Consider the following 18012-nt stretch of genomic DNA (forward strand, 5'->3'; position numbering starts at 1 on the left):
TCGACCCCGCCCGCGGCCGGGCGTAGGAAGGGGGACCACCACCACGAGCAGAAGGTTGACCACCATGGACCACGACCACGCACGCACGCTGCTCCAGGACGAGCGCCGGGAGGTCGAGGCGATGCTCGCCGAGATCACGCAGTCCGGGGACCAGGACCGCGAGAACGAGGCCGAGACCGGCGACCAGGTCGACACCGCCCAGCCGCTGGAGTCCGAGACCGTCGACGACGCGATCGAGGCCGGGCTGCGCGAGAAGCTGGCCGCCATCGAGCGCGCGGAGCAGCGCCTGGCCGACGGCACGTACGGCGTCTCCGTGCGCAGCGGCGACCCGATCCCCGACGCCCGCCTCGAGGCCTCACCGACCGCGGAGCTGACCGTCGAGGAGGCCGCCGCCGACTCCGACAACCGCCGCTGAGGGTCGGCCGGACGGGCCTCCTCGGCCGCCACACGGGCCTCCTCGGCCGCCACACGAGCCTCCTCGGCCGCCACGGGCCTCCTCGGCCGCCACACGGGCCCCCTCGGCGGCCACACGGGCCCCCTCGGCGGGTGGGTCCTACTTCCAGGCGTAGCGGCGCTCGGGGCGGCCGACCTCGCCGTAGCGCAGGGTGACCTCGACCCGGCCGCGGTCGGTGAGGTGCTCGAGGTAGCGGCGGGCCGACACCCGCGAGATGCCGAGCACCTGGGCCGCCTCGGCCGCCGAGAGGTCGGCGCCGTCGTGCCCGCGCAGGGTGTCCTCGACCAGCTTGAGGGTCTCGGCGCTGAAGCCCTTGGGGAGGCTCTGGCGCACGGCGGTCGGGGTGAGGTTGAACAGGCGGTCGACGTCGGCCTGGTCGGCGTGCTCACCGGCGATGGCGGCGTGAGCCTGCTGGTAGTGCTCGAGCCGCGCCCGCAGGTCGTCGTAGGAGAACGGCTTCATCAGGTAGTGCACGATCCCGCCCCGCAGCGCCCGCCGCACGGTGTCGGCCTCGCGCGCCGCGGAGATCACCAGCACGTCGACCTCCGGCGCGGCCTCGCGGAGCCCGGGCAGCAGGTCGAGGCCGGAGACGTCGGGCAGGTAGACGTCGAGCAGCACCAGGTCCGGCTGGAGCCGCGCGGCCTGCTCGAGCGCCTCCGCGCCCGTCCGCGCGGTGCCGGTGACGGTGAAGCCGGGCGTCTGCTCGACGAACCCGGTGTGGATGCGGGCCACCATGAAGTCGTCGTCGACGACGAGCACCTCGATCACGTCGACACCTCCTCGGACCGCTCGACCGAGCCCGCCTGCTCGTCGGCGGTGAGCGGCAGGGTGGCGGTGAAGACCGCCCCGTCGTCGTTGTGCGTGACCACCTCGCCGCCGCGCCGGCGGCACACCAGCCGCACCAGGGCCAGGCCGAAGCCGCGGCCCTCCTCGCCGTCGGCGGACTTCGTCGACCACCCCTGCCGGAAGACCTCGTCGCCGGCGGGGGCGCCCGGGCCGGTGTCGTGGACCTCCACGACCACGCGGTCCTCCGTACCCCGCACCAGCACCTCGACCCGGGGCGCCCGTCCGGGCGGGGTGTCGCCGGCGGCGTCGAGCGCGTTGTCGACCAGGTTGCCCACGACCGTGGCGAGGTCGCGCGAGAGCGTGCCGTAGACCTTGGGCAGCCGCGACTCCGGCACCAGCCGCAGGTCCACGCCGCGCTCGCCCGCGAGGCTCGCCTTGGCGATCAGCAGCGCCGCGACGGTGGCGTCGGCGACCCGGGAGGTGACCTCGTCGTACAGCGCCGTCCGGTTCAGTCGTACGCCGTCCACGAACCTCACCACCTCCTCGTGCTCGCCGAGCTGGAGCAGCCCCGAGATCGTGTGCAGCTGGTTGGCGAACTCGTGGGTCTGCGCGCGCAGGGTGTCGCTGGTCGCGCGCGTGCTGCCCAGCTCGCGCTCCAGCGCCGAGAGCTCGGTGCGGTCGCGCAGGGTGGTCACCGACCCGATCACAGACCCGCGGGAGCGCAGCGGCCGCCGGTTCAGGGCGAGCACCCGGTCGTCGACCAGGACCAGCCGGTCGGGACCCGCACTCTCGCCGGTGAGCACCGCGACCACGGTCGGGTCCAGGTGCAACCGGTCCAGCGGCCGTCCCAGGGCGTCGTGGGGCAGGCCCAGCAGGTCGCGGGCGCTGTCGTTGACCACGGTGACCCGGCCCTCGCGGTCCAGGGCCAGCACGCCCTCCTTGACCCCGTGCACCAGGGCCTCGCGGTGCTCGACCAGCCCGGCGATCTCGGTGGGCTCCATCCCCAGGGTCTGGCGCTTGATCCGGCGCGAGAGCAGCAGCGAGCCGCCGAGCCCGATCACGCTGGCCACGCCGAGGTAGACGAGCAGGTTGGGCGCGACGTCGCCCAGGCGGGTCCACACCGAGGGCACGTCGCGCTGCACCACGGCGACGCCGACGAACCGCACGGGCCGGGCCGTGTAGACCGGCACCTGGGCCACCACGACGGTCCGCCCCGCCTGGGTCTGCGTGCCGGACCACGCGGCGCCACGGAGCACGGTCGGCGAGCCCAGGTCCAGGTGCCGCCCGACCCGGGTGGGGTCGGAGGACACCACCACGGTGCCGGAGGCGTCGGCCAGCATCGTCCCCGACGACCCGGACACGGTGCGGACCGACTCCGCCACGGCCGACAGCCTCCGGACGCCGTCGGCGTCGGGACCGGCCAGGTTCGTGCGGGCGTAGGGGTTGGCCGCCAGGTTCTCCGCCGCGCTCCGGGCGGGGCGCAGCTCCTGGCGCTCGAAGGTGCGGGCCGCCTGGGCGATCGAGATGGCCCCCACCGCGAGCAGCACCAGCAGCACGACCAGCACCTGGAGCAGCAGGAACTGCCGTGCCAGGGTCATGCCGGGACGGTGGGCGTCCGGGTCGGAGGGGTGTGCCACGGGTCCAAGGATCGCACCGTCGGGGCCGGATGTGACCGTGACCACAATGACCACAACGTGCACTGCGACCGCAATGGTGACGACGATCACGGGGTCGGGCGATGGTCGGCGGACCAGAACCCCGGTCCTGCCCCGCAGGCCCCAGAGAGGAACCACGATGCGTCGCTCCACCTCACCGAAGAACCGCGTGCTGCGGCTCGCCGCCGGCCTGCTCGGGCTGTCCCTCGCCGTCTCCGCCTGCGGCGGCGTGACCAGCTCGTCGGGCGGGGCCGCCGACAGCAGCAAGCCGCTCTCCGACCTGCGGATCATGGTCCCGAACTCGCCCGGCGGCGGCTACGACATCACCGCCCGCACCGCGGCCAAGGTGATGGAGCAGGACAAGATCACCAGCGGCGCCGAGGTGTTCAACCTCGAGGGCGCCGGCGGCACCGTCGGGCTGGCGCGCACGGTCAACGAGAAGGGCAACGCCGACCTGACCATGCTGATGGGCCTGGGCGTGGTGGGGGCGTCGTACACCAACAAGTCGAAGTCGACGCTGGCCGACACCACCCCGATCGCCAAGCTGATCGAGGAGTACGCCGCGGTCATGGTGCCCAAGGACTCGCCGTACAAGACGATCGGCGACCTGGTCGCCGCGTGGAAGAAGGACCCCCGCTCGCTCAGCGTCGGCGGCGGCTCCTCCCCGGGCGGGCCCGACCACCTGTTCCCGATGCAGCTCGCGCAGGCCGTCGGCGTGAAGCCCAGCCAGGTGCGGTTCGTGTCCTACGACGGCGGCGGCGACCTGCTCCCCGCGCTGCTCGGCGACAAGATCGACTTCGCCACCTCCGGCGTCGGCGAGTTCAAGGACCAGATCGCCAACGGCGACATCCGCGTGCTGGCCGTCAGCGGCGACCAGGCCGTGAAGGGCGTCGACGCCCCCACGCTGAAGGACGAGGACATCGACCTGGTCTTCACCAACTGGCGCGGCGTCGTGGCGCCCCCCGGCATCAGCGACGCCCGCAAGGAGCGCCTGATCAAGGCCTTCGAGGATCTGCACGGCACCGCTGCGTGGAAGAAGGCCCTCGAGGCCAACAGCTGGGCCGACGCCTTCGAGACCGGCGACGACTTCGCCAGCTTCCTCGAGGAGCAGGACAAGCGCGTCGAGGACACCCTGAGCCAGCTGGGCCTGGCATGAGCGACGGCTCCCTGAGGCACGAGACGGCGCTGGTCGACGGCCCGCGCGGCGGTGACAGGGCCGAGCTCGGGATGGCCGCGCTCCTGGCCGTGGTCGGGGTCGTCGTGGCCGTCGACGCGATGGGCCTCGACGTCCCCTACAGCCAGTCCGACCCGGTCGGGCCCCGCACGGTCCCGTGCCTGGTCGCCGGCCTCCTGCTGGTCTGCGCCGTGGCCCTGGCCGTGAACGTCCTGCGGGGCGGTCGCGGCGAGGCCGAGGAGGGCGAGGACGTCGACCTCTCGGCCCCGACCGAGTGGCGCGTGGTCGTGCCACTGGTGCTGGCCTTCCTGGCCAACGTCCTGCTCATCGACACCCTCGGCTGGGTGATCTCCGGGACGCTGCTGTTCCTGGGCTCGTCGTGGGCCCTGGGCAGCCGGCACCTGGCCCGCGACCTGGTCATCTCGGTGGCCCTCGCGCTGGTCACGTTCTACGGCTTCTACGTGGGCCTCGGCGTGCTCCTGCCCGCCGGCGTCCTGGACGGGATCCTGTGATGGACGTCTGGTCCTCCCTCATGGACGGGTTCGCCACCGCGCTCACGCCGATGAACCTGCTCTACGCCCTGATCGGGGTGCTGCTCGGCACCGCCGTCGGGGTGCTCCCGGGCCTCGGCCCGGCCATGACCGTGGCGCTGCTGCTGCCGGTCACCTTCGCCCTGGAGCCCGCGAGCGCCTTCATCATGTTCGCCGGCATCTACTACGGCGGCATGTACGGCGGGTCGACGACCTCGATCCTGCTCAACACCCCCGGGGAGTCCTCCTCGGTGGTGACCGCCATCGAGGGCCACAAGATGGCCAAGGCGGGTCGGGCCAGCCAGGCGCTGGCCACCGCCGCGATCGGGTCCTTCATCGCCGGCACCATCGGCACGGTCCTGCTGGTCGTCCTCGCCCCCATCGTGGTGAGGTTCGCGGTCAGCCTGGGCGACCCGAGCTACCTGGCGATCATGGTGCTGGCCCTCCTGGCGGTCACCGCGGTGCTGGGCAAGTCCCGGCTGCGCGGCTTCAGCGCCCTGGGCCTGGGCCTGGCGATCGGGCTGGTCGGCGCGGACAAGATCACCGGCCAGCAGCGCCTCACCTTCGGCCAGCCGCTGCTGGTCGACGGCATCGACATCGTCGTGGTGGCGGTCGCGATCTTCGCGGTCGGGGAGGCCCTGTGGGTCGCGGCCCACCTGCGGCGCACGGCCGCCCACGTGATCCCGGTCGGCCAGCCCTGGATGGGCAAGCAGGACTGGAAGCGCTCGTGGAAGCCCTGGCTGCGGGGGACGGCGTACGGCTTCCCGTTCGGGGCCCTGCCCGCCGGTGGTGCCGAGATCCCGACCTTCCTGTCCTACGTGACCGAGAAGAAGCTGTCCAAGCACCCCGAGGAGTTCGGCCACGGCGCCATCGAGGGCGTCGCGGGGCCCGAGGCGGCCAACAACGCCTCCGCGGCCGGCACGCTGGTGCCGATGCTGTCGCTGGGGCTGCCGACCAACGCCACGGCCGCGGTCATGCTGGCGGCCTTCACGCAGTACGGCATCACGCCGGGCCCGCTGCTCTTCGACAAGGAGCCGCAGCTGGTCTGGGGCTTGATCGCCTCGCTGTTCGTCGGCAACTTCCTGCTGCTGGCCATCAACCTGCCGCTCGCCCCGGCGTGGGCCAAGCTGCTTCAGATCCCGCGGCCCTACCTCTACGCCGGCATCGTGTTCTTCGCGACGCTCGGGGCCTACTCGGTCAACCTGCAGGCCTTCGACCTCGGGCTGCTGCTCGTGCTCGGGCTGCTGGGGTTCGCGATGCGCCGCTTCGGGCTCCCGGTGCTGCCGCTGATCCTGGGCGTCATCCTCGGGCCGCGCCTGGAGGAGGAGCTGCGCAAGAGCCTCCAGCTCAGCGACGGCGCCCTGTCGGGCCTGGTGAACGAGCCGGTGGCGGTCGTCGTCTACGTGATCGGCGCGCTGGTGCTGGCCTGGCCGCTCGCGGCCCGGGCGCTGCGGCGCACGCCGGCGGTGCAGTCGGTCACCCGTGACCTCGAGGAGCAGGTCCTGCGCGAGAAGGAGGAGGTGGGTGGGCGATGAGCCAGGACGGGCACGAGGTGCGGGGCACCGTCGTGGTGGGCTACGTCCCCACCACCGAGGGCGAGGCCGCGCTGAGCCACGCCGTGGAGGAGGCCCGAACCCGCCGGGCCCGGCTGCTGGTGGTCAACACCTCGCGGGGCGACGCCCTGGTCGACGAGCGGTACGCCGACGACGACCAGCTCGAGCAGCTGCGGACCCGCCTGGGGGAGGCCGAGGTGGAGCACGAGGTCGTGCAGTCGATGCGTGGTCGCGACGCCCACGACGAGATCCTCGGCGTGGCCCGCGAGCGCCGGGCGGACCTGGTCGTGATCGGGCTGCGTCGTCGCACGGCCGTGGGCAAGCTGCTGCTGGGCTCCAACGCCCAGCGGATCCTGCTCGAGGCAGACTGCCCGGTGCTGGCGGTCAAGACCCCGCGCTGAGGCGCCACCTCCCGCAACGCCGCGAGCCCCCGACCCGTCAGGGTCGGGGGCTCGCGTGCCACCCGGGGAGGTGGCAGGAGGACGCCGCGCCAGGAGTGAAGGGGGGTAGACCCCCGACGCGGCGCCCTCGTCTAGCGCTGCACCAGGGCGCGTGGGAAGCGGGCGGTGGTCACCGCTCCCACGGGCCGCAGGGGGTGCAGCGGGTCGGGGTCCACCGAGCCGGTGGGACCACCGAGCTCGGTGTGGGCGATGGCGCTCATCGCGACGTAGGCGTCCATCGGGTCCCAGCCGTGGGCGGTCAGGTGGGCGAAGAGCGCCTCGTAGGCGGCCTGCACCGAGTCCTGCACCGGGTCGCCGAGCCCGACGAAGACGACCTCGTCCTCGGTCTCCAGCCACGGCAGGCCGTGGCCCGCGGCGCCCTTGACCACGTCGAGGCTGACGGTGACGGTCCCCGCGGTCTCGATGGCCACGAAGGAGGACTCCCCGCGGCTCATCACGGCGTGGACGTCGCCCAGGGCGAACAGCGCGCCCTCCACCTGCACGGGCAGGTAGACGGTCGTGCCGGGGCCGACCTCGGTGAGGTCCATGTTGCCGCCGGTGGGGTAGGACGGCATCACCGTGGAGGCGCTGCCGCTCGCGGGGGCGACCCCGAGGCAGCCGACCATCGGGGCGGCCGGCACGACCAGGTCGCGGCCCAGGTGGACCCCGGCGGCGTCGACGGGCACGCGGCGCACGAGCATCTGCTCGCCCATCACCGGCGACAGGGCGCCGGCCCCGGGCAGGTAGACCGACCAGCCGAACTCCGCCAGCGCGATGTCGTGCACCGTGACCGCCAGCAGGTCGCCGGACTCGGCACCCTCGACGCGCACGGGCCCGGTCACCGGGTTCAGCGGCGCGGTGAGCTGCGCCAGGTCGCCGACCCGCTCCATCTCGGCGTACGCCGCGTCGTCGGTGTCGAAGGAGATCCGGCTGCCGTCGCCCGCGACGACGCTGAGCACCGGCGCGTGCTCGGTGGAGAAGCCGGTCCGGGCGAGGTCGCGGGTGAGGTGGTGGTGCGTCGCGTCAGACATCGGCGTGCTCCCGTCCGGGGGCGGCGTGCTCCTCGCGGATCCCGATGCCCTTGGCCTTGTAGAACAGCAGGACGGCCACGCCGACCACGAGCCAGACGATGCCGCCGATCTTGGCCAGGCGGTCGGCGTTCCAGAGCACGTAGCCGATGACCAGGAAGCCGATGACCGGCGAGACCAGGTGCAGGAACCAGTTGAACTGCTTCTTGCGGGCCACGAACCACACCACGACCGAGACGTGGAGCAGCAGGAACGCGGTCAGGGCGCCGAAGTTGACCAGCTGGGAGATGGTGTCGATCTGGCCGACGAAGAACAGGCCGAGCACCAGGGTCAGCACGCCGACCAGGATGATCGCCCGCTCGGGCACCTTGGTCTTGGGGTTGATGAAGGACAGGAAGCCCGGCAGGCGGCCGTCGCGGCTCATCGAGAACAGCAGCCGCGAAGTGGCCGACTGGGCGGCGACCGCGTTGGCCAGGCCCACGGCCAGGGCGTTCATCAGCAGGAACGCGATCTGCCAGCCGTGGTTGCTGACCCCCTGGACGATGCCGAAGAACGCGTTGTTGACCTCGGAGTCGGAGAACGACTTCGTGCTCGGCACCAGCATCGCGGCCAGCCAGGTCTGGGCGACGAAGAACAGGGCGACCAGCAGGAGCGCGGAGATCATCGCGACCCCGGCGGAGCGACGCCCACCCTTGGCCTCCTCCGACAACGTGGCGATGCCGTCGAAGCCCAGGAAGCTGAGCACCGCGATCGACAGCGCGGTGCCGATCAGGCCGGGGGAGAACTCCGCGGAGTTGAAGAGCGGCTTGGTGGTGAACTCCGCGCCGTTGGTGCCGTGCACGATCGCGATGACCGCCATCACGATGAAGATGACGACGAAGAGCAGCTCGGCGACCAGGAACAGCCGGTTGACGATCGCGGTGAAGGAGATGCCGATGTAGTTGATGCCGGTGTTGAGGATCAGGAAGGCCACGATCCAGACCTGCTTGGGCACGCCCGGGAACACCCCGGCCATCGACTCGGCGGCGAAGACGTAGAGCAGCGTCGGCACCAGCAGGTAGTCGAGCAGGATCGTCCAGCCGGCCAGGAAGCCCAGGTTGGGGTGGATGCTGCGCCCGACGTAGGAGTAGACCGACCCGGCCACCGGGAACGCCTTGGCCATCTGGGCGTAGGAGAGCGCGGTGAAGATCATCGCGACCAGCCCGATGACGTAGACCAGCGGCACCATCCCGCCGGCGGCGTTGTAGACCACGCCGAAGATCGCCCACGGGGCGATCGGGACCATGAAGACCAGGCCGTAGACGACCAGGTCGGTCGTGGACAGGCGGCGGTCCAGCTCCTGCTTGTAGCCGAACTCGGCGAGGTCGCCGTCGGCGTGGGACTGACTCATGCGGGTTCCTTCGGGGGCGGGGGCGGAGTGCAGCAGGGACGTGCGGTGGGCTCTCAGGAGGACTGGACGGGATCGTGCTCGGCGAGGAACCCGCCGACGACCTCGAGGAAGTCCTCGTGCTCCTCGACGTGGGGCATGTGGCTGGACTCGGGGAAGACGTGACTGCGCACGTCGGGGATGCGGTCGACGAAGGGCTGCCAGGTCATCGGCATCGCCTCGTCGTGCGCACCGCTGACCACCAGGGTCGGGACCGCGATGTCGTGGACCCGGTCGACGACCGTCCAGTCCTTCATCGAGCCGATGACGTGGAACTCGCTCGGCCCGTTCATGGTGTGGTAGACGGTCGGCTCGGCCTCGATCTGGGCGAAGGAGGCGGTCACCTCCGGCGGGTTGGGCACCACGCGGCACACGTGCCGGTCGTAGAAGACCTTCTCCGCCTCGGCGTACGCGGCGGAGTCGGTGGTGCCGGCCTCCTCGTGCTCGAGCAGGGTCGCCTGGACGTCGGCCGGGAGCTGGCCGCGCAGGTGGTTCGCGGCCCGGAGCCACAGCTCCATGGAGGCGGGGGAGTCGCAGATCGTGAGGGTGCGCACGCCCGCGGGCCGGGCCAGGACGTACTCCGGGCCGAGCATGCCGCCCCAGGACTGGCCCAGGAGGTGGAAGTCGTCCGCGATCCCGAGGTGCTCGACCAGCTGGGCCAGCTCCTCGACGAACAGCTCCGGGGTCCACATCGCGGGGTCGGCGTCGGGCAGGTGGCTGCTGCGCCCGCACCCGAGCTGGTCGTAGTGCACCACCGCGCGGCCCGAGGAGGCCGCCAGGTTGGCCATCGACAGCGTGTAGTCGTGGGCCGCGCCGGGACCACCGTGGAGGACCACCAGGGGAGGGCGCCCGCCGGCGCCGAGGTCGCCGGTCACGCGGTACCAGGTGGCGTGGCCGCGGAAGGGCATCTCGCCGACGGTGGTCGGGTCGGGGATCGTGTACACAGGTGTTCCTCGCTCTTTCCCGGCGGTCACTGGCAGGTGACCGGGAGCGAACCACGGAAAAGGTCTGGTGGCAATACCTTTGAGCGACGACACGCGGATCTTCACGTCCGTGAAACCTGGGACGGCCGTCGACGCCGTCCACGACCGCCTGCTCACGGCGATCGCGGTCGGCGCCTACTCACCCGGTGACGCCCTGCCCCCGGAGCGCGACCTGGCCCCCATGCTCGACGTCAGCCGGGCCACCCTGCGCCAGGCCATCGAGCGGCTGGTCGACCACGGGCTGCTGGAGTCGCGTCGCGGACGCGGGGGCGGCACCTTCGTCACCGGGCGGCCGTGGCGCGACGGGGAGTCCGACGCCGTGCGCCGGACCCTGCACGAGCAGCTCCCGGCGCTGGCCGAGGTCTTCGACGAGCGGCGGCTGGTGGAGGGGATGATCGCGAGCACGGCGGCCCAGCGGCGTACGCCGGAGCAGGCCGCCGCACTGCTGGAGCTCGCTGCCCGCTTCGAGCAGGTCGCCCACGACATGCCGGCCGCCCGGGCGCTCGACGAGCAGCTGCACAGCCTGGTCGTCGCATGCGCCGCGAACTCCCGGCTGGCCGGGCTGAGCCGCCGGCTGACCGCCGAGGCCACCCTGGGGTTCGGCAGCGAGCCCTACACGCCCGACTTCTACGCGGTGGCGGTCCCCGAGCACCGCGCGCTCGCCGAGGCGGTCGCCGCCGGCGACCCGGTCGCGGCCGGCGAGGTCGCCCGCCACCACTTCCGGATCACCGCGCTGACCATGGAGGCCGTGCTCGGCCCGCCGGACGGCGAGCCGGACCCCGCTCCGTGACCGGTCCGGCGACAGGCCCGGCGACGGGTCCGGGCGGGGTCGCGGACCTGCTCGCCGCGTGGGACCTGCGGCCCGACGGGCCGTCCCGCACCACCGCGGGCGTCCACGTGCAGCCCGTGCGCACCACCGGTGGTCGGCCGGCCTCGCTGGAGCTGGCCGCGGCCGCGGGCGAGGACGGGGACGGGGACCTGGAGGCCGGCCAGGCCCACCTCGCCCTGCGGCACTGGGACGGCCGCGGGGCCGCCCGGCTGCTGCGCGCCGACCCCCACCGGGGGGCCCTGCTGCTGGAGCGGCTGCACCCCGAGACCCTCGAGGACCACTGGGACCTCGAGGCCTGCGAGGTGGTGGCCGGGCTCTACCGCCGGCTGCACGTGCCGGCCCCGGCCTCGCTCCGCTCCCTGAGGACGTACGCCGAGGGCTGGGCCGCCCGTCTCACCGCCCTGCCGCGCAACGCCCCGCTGCCGCGCCGGATGGTCGAGCAGGCCGCGTCCCTGGCCCGCGACCTCGCCGCCGACGAGGCCACCGACGGGGTGGTCGTCCACGGCGACCTGCACTACGGCACGGTCCGGGCCGCCGACCGCGAGCCGTGGCTGGCCGTGGCCCCGCGCCCGGTCAGCGGCGACCCGCACGCCGAGCCGACCCCGATGCTGACCCACCGCTTCGCCGAGCTCACCGACTCCCCGGCCGGGCTGAGCGTGCGCGACGGGGTCCGGCAGCGGTTCCACGCCCTGGTCGACGGCGCGGAGCTCGACGAGGACCGGGCGCGGGACTGGGTCGTGGTGCGGACCCTCGTGCAGGCCGCCGGCCTGCTCGCCGCCCCGGGCCGTCCCGGGCAGGAGGACGCCGTCACGCTGCGGATCGCGGTCGCCAAGGCAGTCCAGGGCTGAGCCGGTCCCGGCCGGATCGCGAGACGGGCCCGTCCCAGGTGCGGCGTGAGGGGGATCACCGGAGTTGACCGGGGCCCCGGGGGGCGAGCATCGTCGTCGGTTGCCCGTGACCACCTTTTTCCTCCCCCGACCCCCGCAGGAGGCCCGCATGGCCGTGCTCGAACCGCAGGAAGCCGCCCGGAGCTGGAGCGCCGAGGAGGTGACGGTCACCGAGCCGTCGGTCGTGCGCCGCGCGATCAGCGCCGCCGCCGTCGGCAACATCACCGAGTGGTACGACTTCGGCGTCTACGCCTACTTCGAGCCGACGATCAAGAAGGTGTTCTTCTCCGACCTCGGCGACACCGCCGGCACGATCGCGACCTTCGGCCTGTTCGCCGTGGCGTTCTTGGTGCGGCCCTTCGGCGGGATGTTCTTCGGGCCCCTGGCCGACCGGGTCGGGCGCACCAAGGTGCTGGCCACCACGATGGTCCTGATGGCGCTGGGCACCTTCGCGATCGGCTGCATCCCGAGCAAGGACGCCATCGGCATCGCCGCGCCGGTCCTGCTCCTGGTGGCCCGCCTCGTCCAGGGCTTCTCCACCGGTGGGGAGTACGGCAACGCGATGACCTTCATCGCCGAGTACGCCCCCGACCGGCGCCGCGGGTTCCTGGGCAGCTTCCTGGAGTTCGGCACCTTCACCGGCTACCTGATGGGCGCCATCGTCGTCACCGTCGCGGGGGCCGTCCTGAGCGAGGACCAGCTGCTCTCGTGGGGCTGGCGGATCCCGTTCTTCGTGGCGCTCCCGCTGGGCCTGGTCGGGGTCTACCTGCGGACCCGGCTCGCCGACACCCCGGCGTACGCCGCCCTGGAGCGCGAGGCCGACGAGCGCGAGCGGGAGCACCGCTCCTCCGGCGAGGCCACGGGCCTGGCCCGGCTGGCCGGCCTGTGGCCGTTCGTGGTCGTCTGCATGGGCCTGGTGCTGGCCTGGAACGTCACGAACTACATGCTCACCTCCTACATGCCGACCTACGTCACCGACACCCTGCCCGGCGAGCAGGGCGGCGACGGCATCTCGGCCACGACCTCGCAGGTGCTCCAGATCGTGGTGATGGTGGTCGCGCTGGTCACCATCCCGCTGCTGGGCCGGCTCTCGGACGCGATCGGCCGCAAGCCGATCGCCTGGACCGGGGCCGTGGGGCTGGTCGTGCTCGGGCTGCCGATGATCTGGCTGCTGCGCACCCAGAGCGGCGTGGGCACCTTCGCCGGGCTGCTGGTGATGGGCCTGCTGCTGATCTGCTTCAGCACCACCATGCCCTCGACGCTGCCCACGCTGTTCCCCACCCAGGTGCGCGGCGCCGGGCTCTCGATCGCCTTCAACGTCTCGGTCTCGCTGTTCGCCGGCACCACCTCGGTCGTGGTCGGCGCCCTGGTGGGGGCCACCGGCGACCTGGACTGGCCGGCGTACTACCTGATCGCGGCGGGCGTGATCGGGTGCGTCTCGCTGTGGTTCCTCGCCGAGCCCAACGGTCGCAAGATGTGGGGCTCGCCGCCGGCGGCGCAGACGCCGCAGGAGGCCCACGACGTCGCCGAGGCCCAACCCGTCTGACGGCCCGTCCGGGCGGGGCAGAACCGGGTCGCGCGGCTCGGCCCGGCCTGGGAGGATCGCGCCCATGGCACAGGTCGTCTCCGTCAACGTCGGCACGCCCCAGGAGCAGTCCTGGGCAGGCATCGGTCGCACCTCGATCGACAAGCAGCCGGTCACCGGGCCCGTGCAGGTCGACCGGCTCGGCCTGGCCGGTGACCAGGTCTCCGACACCGCGCACCACGGCGGCGTCGACCAGGCGGTCTACGCCTTCGCCCGCGAGGACCTCGACCACTGGGCCGGCGAGCTCGGCCGCGAGGTCCGCGACGGGCAGTTCGGGGAGAACCTGACCACGCTCGGGCTCGACGTCAACGAGTCCGAGGTCGGCGAGCGCTGGGCGATCGGCAGCTGCCTGCTCGAGGTGTGGAGCGTGCGGATCCCGTGCAACGACTTCAAGAACTGGCAGCGGGTCAACGGCTTCGACGACCGCGCGTGGGTCAAGCGGTTCGCAGCCGTGGGCCGCCCCGGGCCCTACCTGCGCGTGCTCCAGCCCGGCGAGCTCCAGGCCGGTGACGAGCTCCGGGTGGTGCACCAGCCCGGCCACGGCGTGACGGTCTCGACGATGTTCAAGGCGCTCACCACCGACCACCACCTCCTGCCCGAGCTGCGGCGGGTGGAGGAGCTGGTCCCCGAGGCGCGGCGCAAGCTGGAGGCGTACGCCGGCTGAGACGTCCCCGGGCGGGGTGAGGAAACCGCACAAACTCGATAGACTTGGATCCATGAGTCGTCGTCCGCCTGACTTCTTCCTCATCGGTGCGCCCAAGTGCGGCACCAGCGCCCTCCACGCCGCGCTCGCGGCCCACCCCGCCCTGTTCCTGAGCGGGGTCAAGGAGCCGAAGTACTACATGTGCGGCGACTCCCCGCCGCCGGCGTACAAGGGACCGGGCGACGCGCACAGCAACCAGGAGTGGATCTGGCAACGCGAGCGCTACCTCGACCTGTTCGAGGACGCGGCCGAGGACCAGCTGCGCGGGGAGAGCACGCCGTTCTACCTCTACCACCGCGACGCCCGGCGCCGGATCGCCGTGGACCGCCCGGACGCGAAGCTGATCGCGGTGCTGCGCGACCCCGTCGACCGCGCCTACTCCAACTGGATGCACCTGTGGATGGACGGCCTCGAGCCCCGCGGCGACGTCGTGGAGGCCGTACGACGGGAGCCGCGCCGCATCGACGACGGCTGGGCGCCCTTCTGGCACTACCAGTCGATGGGCATGTACGGCCGCCAGCTGGCCGACCTGTTCGACCACTTCCCCCGCGAGCAGGTGCTCCTGCTGCGCTACCGGTCGTTGGTCGAGGAGCCTGACGCGGTGCTGAACCGGGTCTTCGACTTCCTCGGCGTGCAGACCCAGGAGGTGGCGCAGATCCCGTCGGACAACAGCCGTCCCTTCGTCAAGGACGGGCTGCGCGCCCGCACGGTCGGGCCGGTCATCCGCGCCGGCGCGGCCGTGGGCCAGTTCCTGCCGCCGCAGGTGTGGCGCACGGTCAGCAAGCCGCTGATCGGCCAGCTGCACCGGGGCGGTGACGAGGGTCGGCCCAAGCTGACCCCGGAGCAGCGCACGATCCTGCTCGCGCCGCACCTGGAGGACATCGCCCGGCTCGAGGAGCTCACCGGCGAGTCGTTCGAGCAGTGGCGCGCCTACCGCGACGGCGGGTCGTTCGCGAGCCGGGTCAGCGGGGCTGCCACAGCGTCGTGACCAGGTCGTGGGCCCCGTCGGGGCGGGCCAGCTCGAGGTAGAAGCGGGTCCCGCCGTCGGGCAGGGGCACGGCCGCGGCGTACCTCAGTGCGCCGTCGGAGTCCGGCGAGCGCAGCACGGGCGCACCCGCGTCGGGACGCAGCACGCCGTCGGTGCCGGCCCGGGCCACCGAGGTGACCTCGTGCCAGTTGTCCTCGGCGGTCGCCCGGCCGTCGTACAGCACCACCAGCGGGTCGTGGGAGACCACGGTGGTGACCCGGGCGCCACGGGCGTCCCAGGAGCCGGGGGTGGGGGAGAGCGCGGTGCCCCGCCGGGTCCAGGCCAGGCCGTCCTCGCTGGTGAGGTACGCCGTCGACATCCGGTCCTCCTGCCCCGGGTCGGTCAGCGGGTGCTCGCACAGCCACATCTCCCAGCGGCCCTCGTGCAGGGTCACCACGGGGTCCTTGACCGCCACGTCGGCGTCGCCGGCCAGCACGACCGTGCGCGTGCCGGCCGGCAGGCCCTCGGGGGTGTCGGCGTCGAGCGCCTCGACCCACCAGTGCTTGGAGGCCGGGGTGGCGCAGGAGAGGTAGAGCCGCCAGCCGCCGTCGGGGCGGCGCAGCACGACCGGGCGCTCGAAGGACTCGGCCCCGAAGTCGTCGCGGTGGACCTCGCAGACCGTCTCGAACGCGACGCCGTCGGCCGACCGGGCGACCACGGTGGTGACGCCGCGTCCCTCGACGAGCGGGCGGCGCACGCGGTAGGTGAGCCAGAAGGTGCCGTCGACCAGCACGGCGCTGGCCGCGCCCGACCAGTTGCCGGGCCCAGGGCCGGGGGCGGGGACCACGACCCGGGCGCCCTCGAGGCTCGGCAGGGGCAGGTCGAGGACGGTCATGGTCTTAGTCTACCGATCGACTCGTGTTCGGGCCCGTGATCGCGCGCCAACACGAGGCTGCACTCGCGTCCACGCGGGGACGACACGGTCCAGACGGGGCCCGGCGGGCCGACGACGGGGTCCTCGTGACGGCCGTTGGCCTTGTGATCTAGGTTACTGGCACTCTCGTCGCCCCCTCCGGGGCCGGCGTCGGTCCGCCTCCGCTCCGGGCGCTGATCGCCCAGGCCACCCACCTCCAGGAGACCTCATGTCGCCGGTCAACACCGATCTCTCCGTCGTGGAGAACCGCGCCCCCAACGTGGCCGTGCAGTTCCGCGACCGGGTCGCCGCCTCGCCGCGCAGCGAGGCCTACCGCTTCCCCGCCGGTGAGGGCGAGGAGTGGTCCTCGATGACCTGGAAGGAGACCGGCGAGCGGGTCGAGCGCCTGGCCGCGGGCCTGCTGGCCCTGGGGCTGGAGTCCGAGCAGCGCGTCGGGATCGCCGCGGCCACCCGGGTCGAGTGGATCCTGGCCGACCTGGCCGTGATGTGCGCCGGCGGCGCCACCACGACCGTCTACCCCTCCACCATGGGCGAGGACGTCGCCTACATCGTCTCGGACTCCGAGTGCCGCGTGGTCTTCGCCGAGGACGCCGGCCAGGTCCAGAAGCTGCGCGAGCACCGCACCGAGCTGCCCCACCTGGACCAGGTCGTCGTCATCGACGACGACGGCGGCGTCGCCGACGGCGACTGGGTGATCACCCTGGCCGAGCTCGAGGAGCGCGGAGCCGCCCACCTGGCCGAGCACCCCGACGTCGTCACCGAGGCCGTCGAGAAGATCGGCTCCGACCAGCTCGCCACCCTGATCTACACCTCCGGCACCACCGGCAAGCCCAAGGGCGTGCGGCTGCGGCACTCGACGTGGACCTTCGAGGGCGCCGCGATCCAGGCCCAGGGGATCCTCGACGAGAGCGACCTGCAGTTCCTGTGGCTGCCGATGGCGCACTCGTTCGGCAAGGTGCTCCTCTCCAGCCAGCTGGCCTGCGGCTTCGCCACCGCGGTCGACGGCCGGGTCGACAAGATCATCGACAACCTGGCCGTGGTCAAGCCGACCTTCATGGGGGCCGCCCCGCGGATCTTCGAGAAGGCCCACGCCCGCATCACCACGATGACGGCCGCCGAGGGTGGCGCCAAGGAGAAGATCTTCAAGCAGGCCTTCCACGTGGGCCTCGCCGTCACCGAGCTCAAGCGCCAGGGCAAGTCGGTCCCGCTGCCGCTCAAGGCCCAGCACGCGCTGTTCGACAAGCTGGTCTTCGCCAAGGTGCGCGACCGGTTCGGCGGCCGGGTGCGCTTCTTCATCTCCGGCTCGGCCGCGCTCAACCGCGACATCGCCGACTGGTTCAACGCCGCGGGCATCCTCATCCTCGAGGGCTACGGCATGACCGAGAACGCCGCCGGCGCCGCGGTCAACCACCCCGAGAACTACAAGATGGGCACCGTCGGCCAGGCCATCCCCGGCTCGGAGGTCCGCATCGGCGAGAACGACGAGGTGCAGCTGCGCGGCCCCCACGTCATGGAGGGCTACCACAACCTCCCCGACGCGACCGCCGACGCGTTCACCCCCGACGGCTGGCTGCGCACCGGTGACAAGGGGTCGCTGGACTCCGAGGGCTTCCTCACCATCACCGGTCGGATCAAGGAGCTGTTCAAGACCTCGGGCGGCAAGTACATCGCCCCGCCGGCGATCGAGGCGAAGTTCAAGGTGCTGTGCCCCTACGCCAGCCAGTTTATGGTCTTCGGCAGCGAGCGCAACTACGTCGTCGCCCTGGTGACGCTGGACCCCGACGCCATCGTCGACTGGGCGAAGGACAACGGCGTCGAGGGTGACTACGAGGCGATCGCGAAGCACGAGAAGACCCGCGAGATGCTCGAGGGGTACGTCGAGGACCTCAACGGCCAGCTCAACCGCTGGGAGACGATCAAGAAGTTCGAGATCCTCGACCACGACCTGTCGGTCGAGTCCGGCGAGCTGACCCCCTCGATGAAGGTCAAGCGCGGCGTCGTGGAGAGCAACTACAGCGACGTGATCGACGGGCTGTACTCGAAGAGCTGACGGCGCTCCCGGCGGCAGGTCGGCGTAC

General features: G+C 72.5%; 17 protein-coding genes. 11 read left to right on the forward strand and 6 right to left on the reverse strand.

Annotation, left to right across the window (positions count from 1 at the left end; genetic code table 11):
* Positions 1-64 precede the first annotated feature (64 nt).
* Positions 65-415 carry a TraR/DksA family transcriptional regulator gene (locus ACYVDA_RS07225; protein ID WP_460816576.1) on the forward strand — a complete coding sequence of 117 codons (351 nt, stop codon included), beginning with the start codon at positions 65-67 and terminating at the stop codon, positions 413-415.
* A gap of 138 nt (positions 416-553) precedes the next feature.
* Here ACYVDA_RS07225 and ACYVDA_RS07230 read toward each other — a convergent pair whose 3' ends face one another.
* Both ACYVDA_RS07230 and ACYVDA_RS07235 read right to left on the reverse strand, forming a co-directional pair.
* The gene (locus tag ACYVDA_RS07230; RefSeq protein ID WP_460816579.1) at positions 554-1222 is read right to left on the reverse strand and encodes a response regulator; all 669 of its coding nucleotides are present in this window, start codon (positions 1220-1222) and stop codon (positions 554-556) included.
* The gene (locus ACYVDA_RS07235) at positions 1219-2877 is read right to left on the reverse strand and encodes a sensor histidine kinase (protein WP_460816583.1); all 1659 of its coding nucleotides are present in this window, start codon (positions 2875-2877) and stop codon (positions 1219-1221) included. The genes ACYVDA_RS07230 and ACYVDA_RS07235 overlap by 4 nt, the downstream gene beginning before the upstream one ends.
* 157 nt (positions 2878-3034) lie before the next feature.
* Here ACYVDA_RS07235 and ACYVDA_RS07240 point away from each other — a divergent pair, with 157 nt between their 5' ends.
* The 4 genes from ACYVDA_RS07240 to ACYVDA_RS07255 are packed head-to-tail and all read left to right on the forward strand — an operon-like array spanning position 3035 to position 6553.
* Positions 3035-4051, forward strand: a complete 1017-nt coding sequence (locus tag ACYVDA_RS07240) for a Bug family tripartite tricarboxylate transporter substrate binding protein (protein WP_460816586.1) — start codon at positions 3035-3037, stop codon at positions 4049-4051.
* Positions 4048-4581: a tripartite tricarboxylate transporter TctB family protein gene (locus ACYVDA_RS07245; RefSeq protein WP_460816588.1), complete on the forward strand. Its 534-nt coding sequence runs from the start codon at positions 4048-4050 to the stop codon at positions 4579-4581. Before ACYVDA_RS07240 ends, ACYVDA_RS07245 begins: the two co-directional genes overlap by 4 nt.
* A complete protein-coding gene (locus ACYVDA_RS07250; RefSeq protein ID WP_460816591.1) occupies positions 4581-6134 on the forward strand; it encodes a tripartite tricarboxylate transporter permease in 1554 nt (517 codons plus the stop codon). Before ACYVDA_RS07245 ends, ACYVDA_RS07250 begins: the two co-directional genes overlap by 1 nt.
* Positions 6131-6553, forward strand: a complete 423-nt coding sequence (locus ACYVDA_RS07255) for a universal stress protein (RefSeq protein ID WP_460816593.1) — start codon at positions 6131-6133, stop codon at positions 6551-6553. The genes ACYVDA_RS07250 and ACYVDA_RS07255 overlap by 4 nt, the downstream gene beginning before the upstream one ends.
* A gap of 131 nt (positions 6554-6684) precedes the next feature.
* Here the strand turns inward: ACYVDA_RS07255 and ACYVDA_RS07260 are convergent, their stop codons facing one another.
* Genes ACYVDA_RS07260 through ACYVDA_RS07270 form a run of 3 tightly spaced genes read right to left on the reverse strand, consistent with a single transcriptional unit; the run spans position 6685 to position 9990 of the window.
* The gene (locus ACYVDA_RS07260) at positions 6685-7623 is read right to left on the reverse strand and encodes an acetamidase/formamidase family protein (RefSeq protein WP_460816595.1); all 939 of its coding nucleotides are present in this window, start codon (positions 7621-7623) and stop codon (positions 6685-6687) included.
* Positions 7616-9010, reverse strand: coding sequence for an APC family permease (locus ACYVDA_RS07265; protein WP_460816597.1), 1395 nt, complete (start codon positions 9008-9010; stop codon positions 7616-7618). Before ACYVDA_RS07265 ends, ACYVDA_RS07260 begins: the two co-directional genes overlap by 8 nt.
* 53 nt (positions 9011-9063) lie before the next feature.
* Positions 9064-9990 (reverse strand): proline iminopeptidase-family hydrolase, encoded by a 927-nt coding sequence (locus tag ACYVDA_RS07270; RefSeq protein WP_460816599.1) that lies wholly within the window; start codon positions 9988-9990, stop codon positions 9064-9066.
* 109 nt (positions 9991-10099) lie between these two features.
* Here ACYVDA_RS07270 and ACYVDA_RS07275 point away from each other — a divergent pair, with 109 nt between their 5' ends.
* The 5 genes from ACYVDA_RS07275 to ACYVDA_RS07295 all read left to right on the forward strand — a co-directional run bounded on the left by ACYVDA_RS07275 (position 10100) and on the right by ACYVDA_RS07295 (position 15021).
* A complete protein-coding gene (locus tag ACYVDA_RS07275) occupies positions 10100-10819 on the forward strand; it encodes a FadR/GntR family transcriptional regulator (RefSeq protein ID WP_460816601.1) in 720 nt (239 codons plus the stop codon).
* A complete protein-coding gene (locus tag ACYVDA_RS07280) occupies positions 10816-11706 on the forward strand; it encodes an aminoglycoside phosphotransferase family protein (protein ID WP_460816603.1) in 891 nt (296 codons plus the stop codon). The genes ACYVDA_RS07275 and ACYVDA_RS07280 overlap by 4 nt, the downstream gene beginning before the upstream one ends.
* A 148-nt stretch (positions 11707-11854) precedes the next feature.
* Positions 11855-13291: an MFS transporter gene (locus ACYVDA_RS07285; protein ID WP_460816605.1), complete on the forward strand. Its 1437-nt coding sequence runs from the start codon at positions 11855-11857 to the stop codon at positions 13289-13291.
* A gap of 64 nt (positions 13292-13355) precedes the next feature.
* Positions 13356-13994: an MOSC domain-containing protein gene (locus tag ACYVDA_RS07290; protein WP_460816609.1), complete on the forward strand. Its 639-nt coding sequence runs from the start codon at positions 13356-13358 to the stop codon at positions 13992-13994.
* A gap of 52 nt (positions 13995-14046) precedes the next feature.
* Positions 14047-15021 carry a sulfotransferase family protein gene (locus tag ACYVDA_RS07295; RefSeq protein WP_460816611.1) on the forward strand — a complete coding sequence of 325 codons (975 nt, stop codon included), beginning with the start codon at positions 14047-14049 and terminating at the stop codon, positions 15019-15021.
* Here ACYVDA_RS07295 and ACYVDA_RS07300 read toward each other — a convergent pair.
* Positions 14996-15895: a glycoside hydrolase family protein gene (locus ACYVDA_RS07300; protein ID WP_460816613.1), complete on the reverse strand. Its 900-nt coding sequence runs from the start codon at positions 15893-15895 to the stop codon at positions 14996-14998. The two genes, ACYVDA_RS07295 and ACYVDA_RS07300, sit on opposite strands and share 26 nt — an antisense overlap.
* 247 nt (positions 15896-16142) lie before the next feature.
* Here ACYVDA_RS07300 and ACYVDA_RS07305 point away from each other — a divergent pair, with 247 nt between their 5' ends.
* A complete protein-coding gene (locus tag ACYVDA_RS07305; RefSeq protein ID WP_460816616.1) occupies positions 16143-17984 on the forward strand; it encodes an AMP-dependent synthetase/ligase in 1842 nt (613 codons plus the stop codon).
* The last annotated feature ends 28 nt before the right edge of the window (positions 17985-18012 follow it).

It is taken from the genome of Nocardioides korecus, from assembly GCF_054778395.1.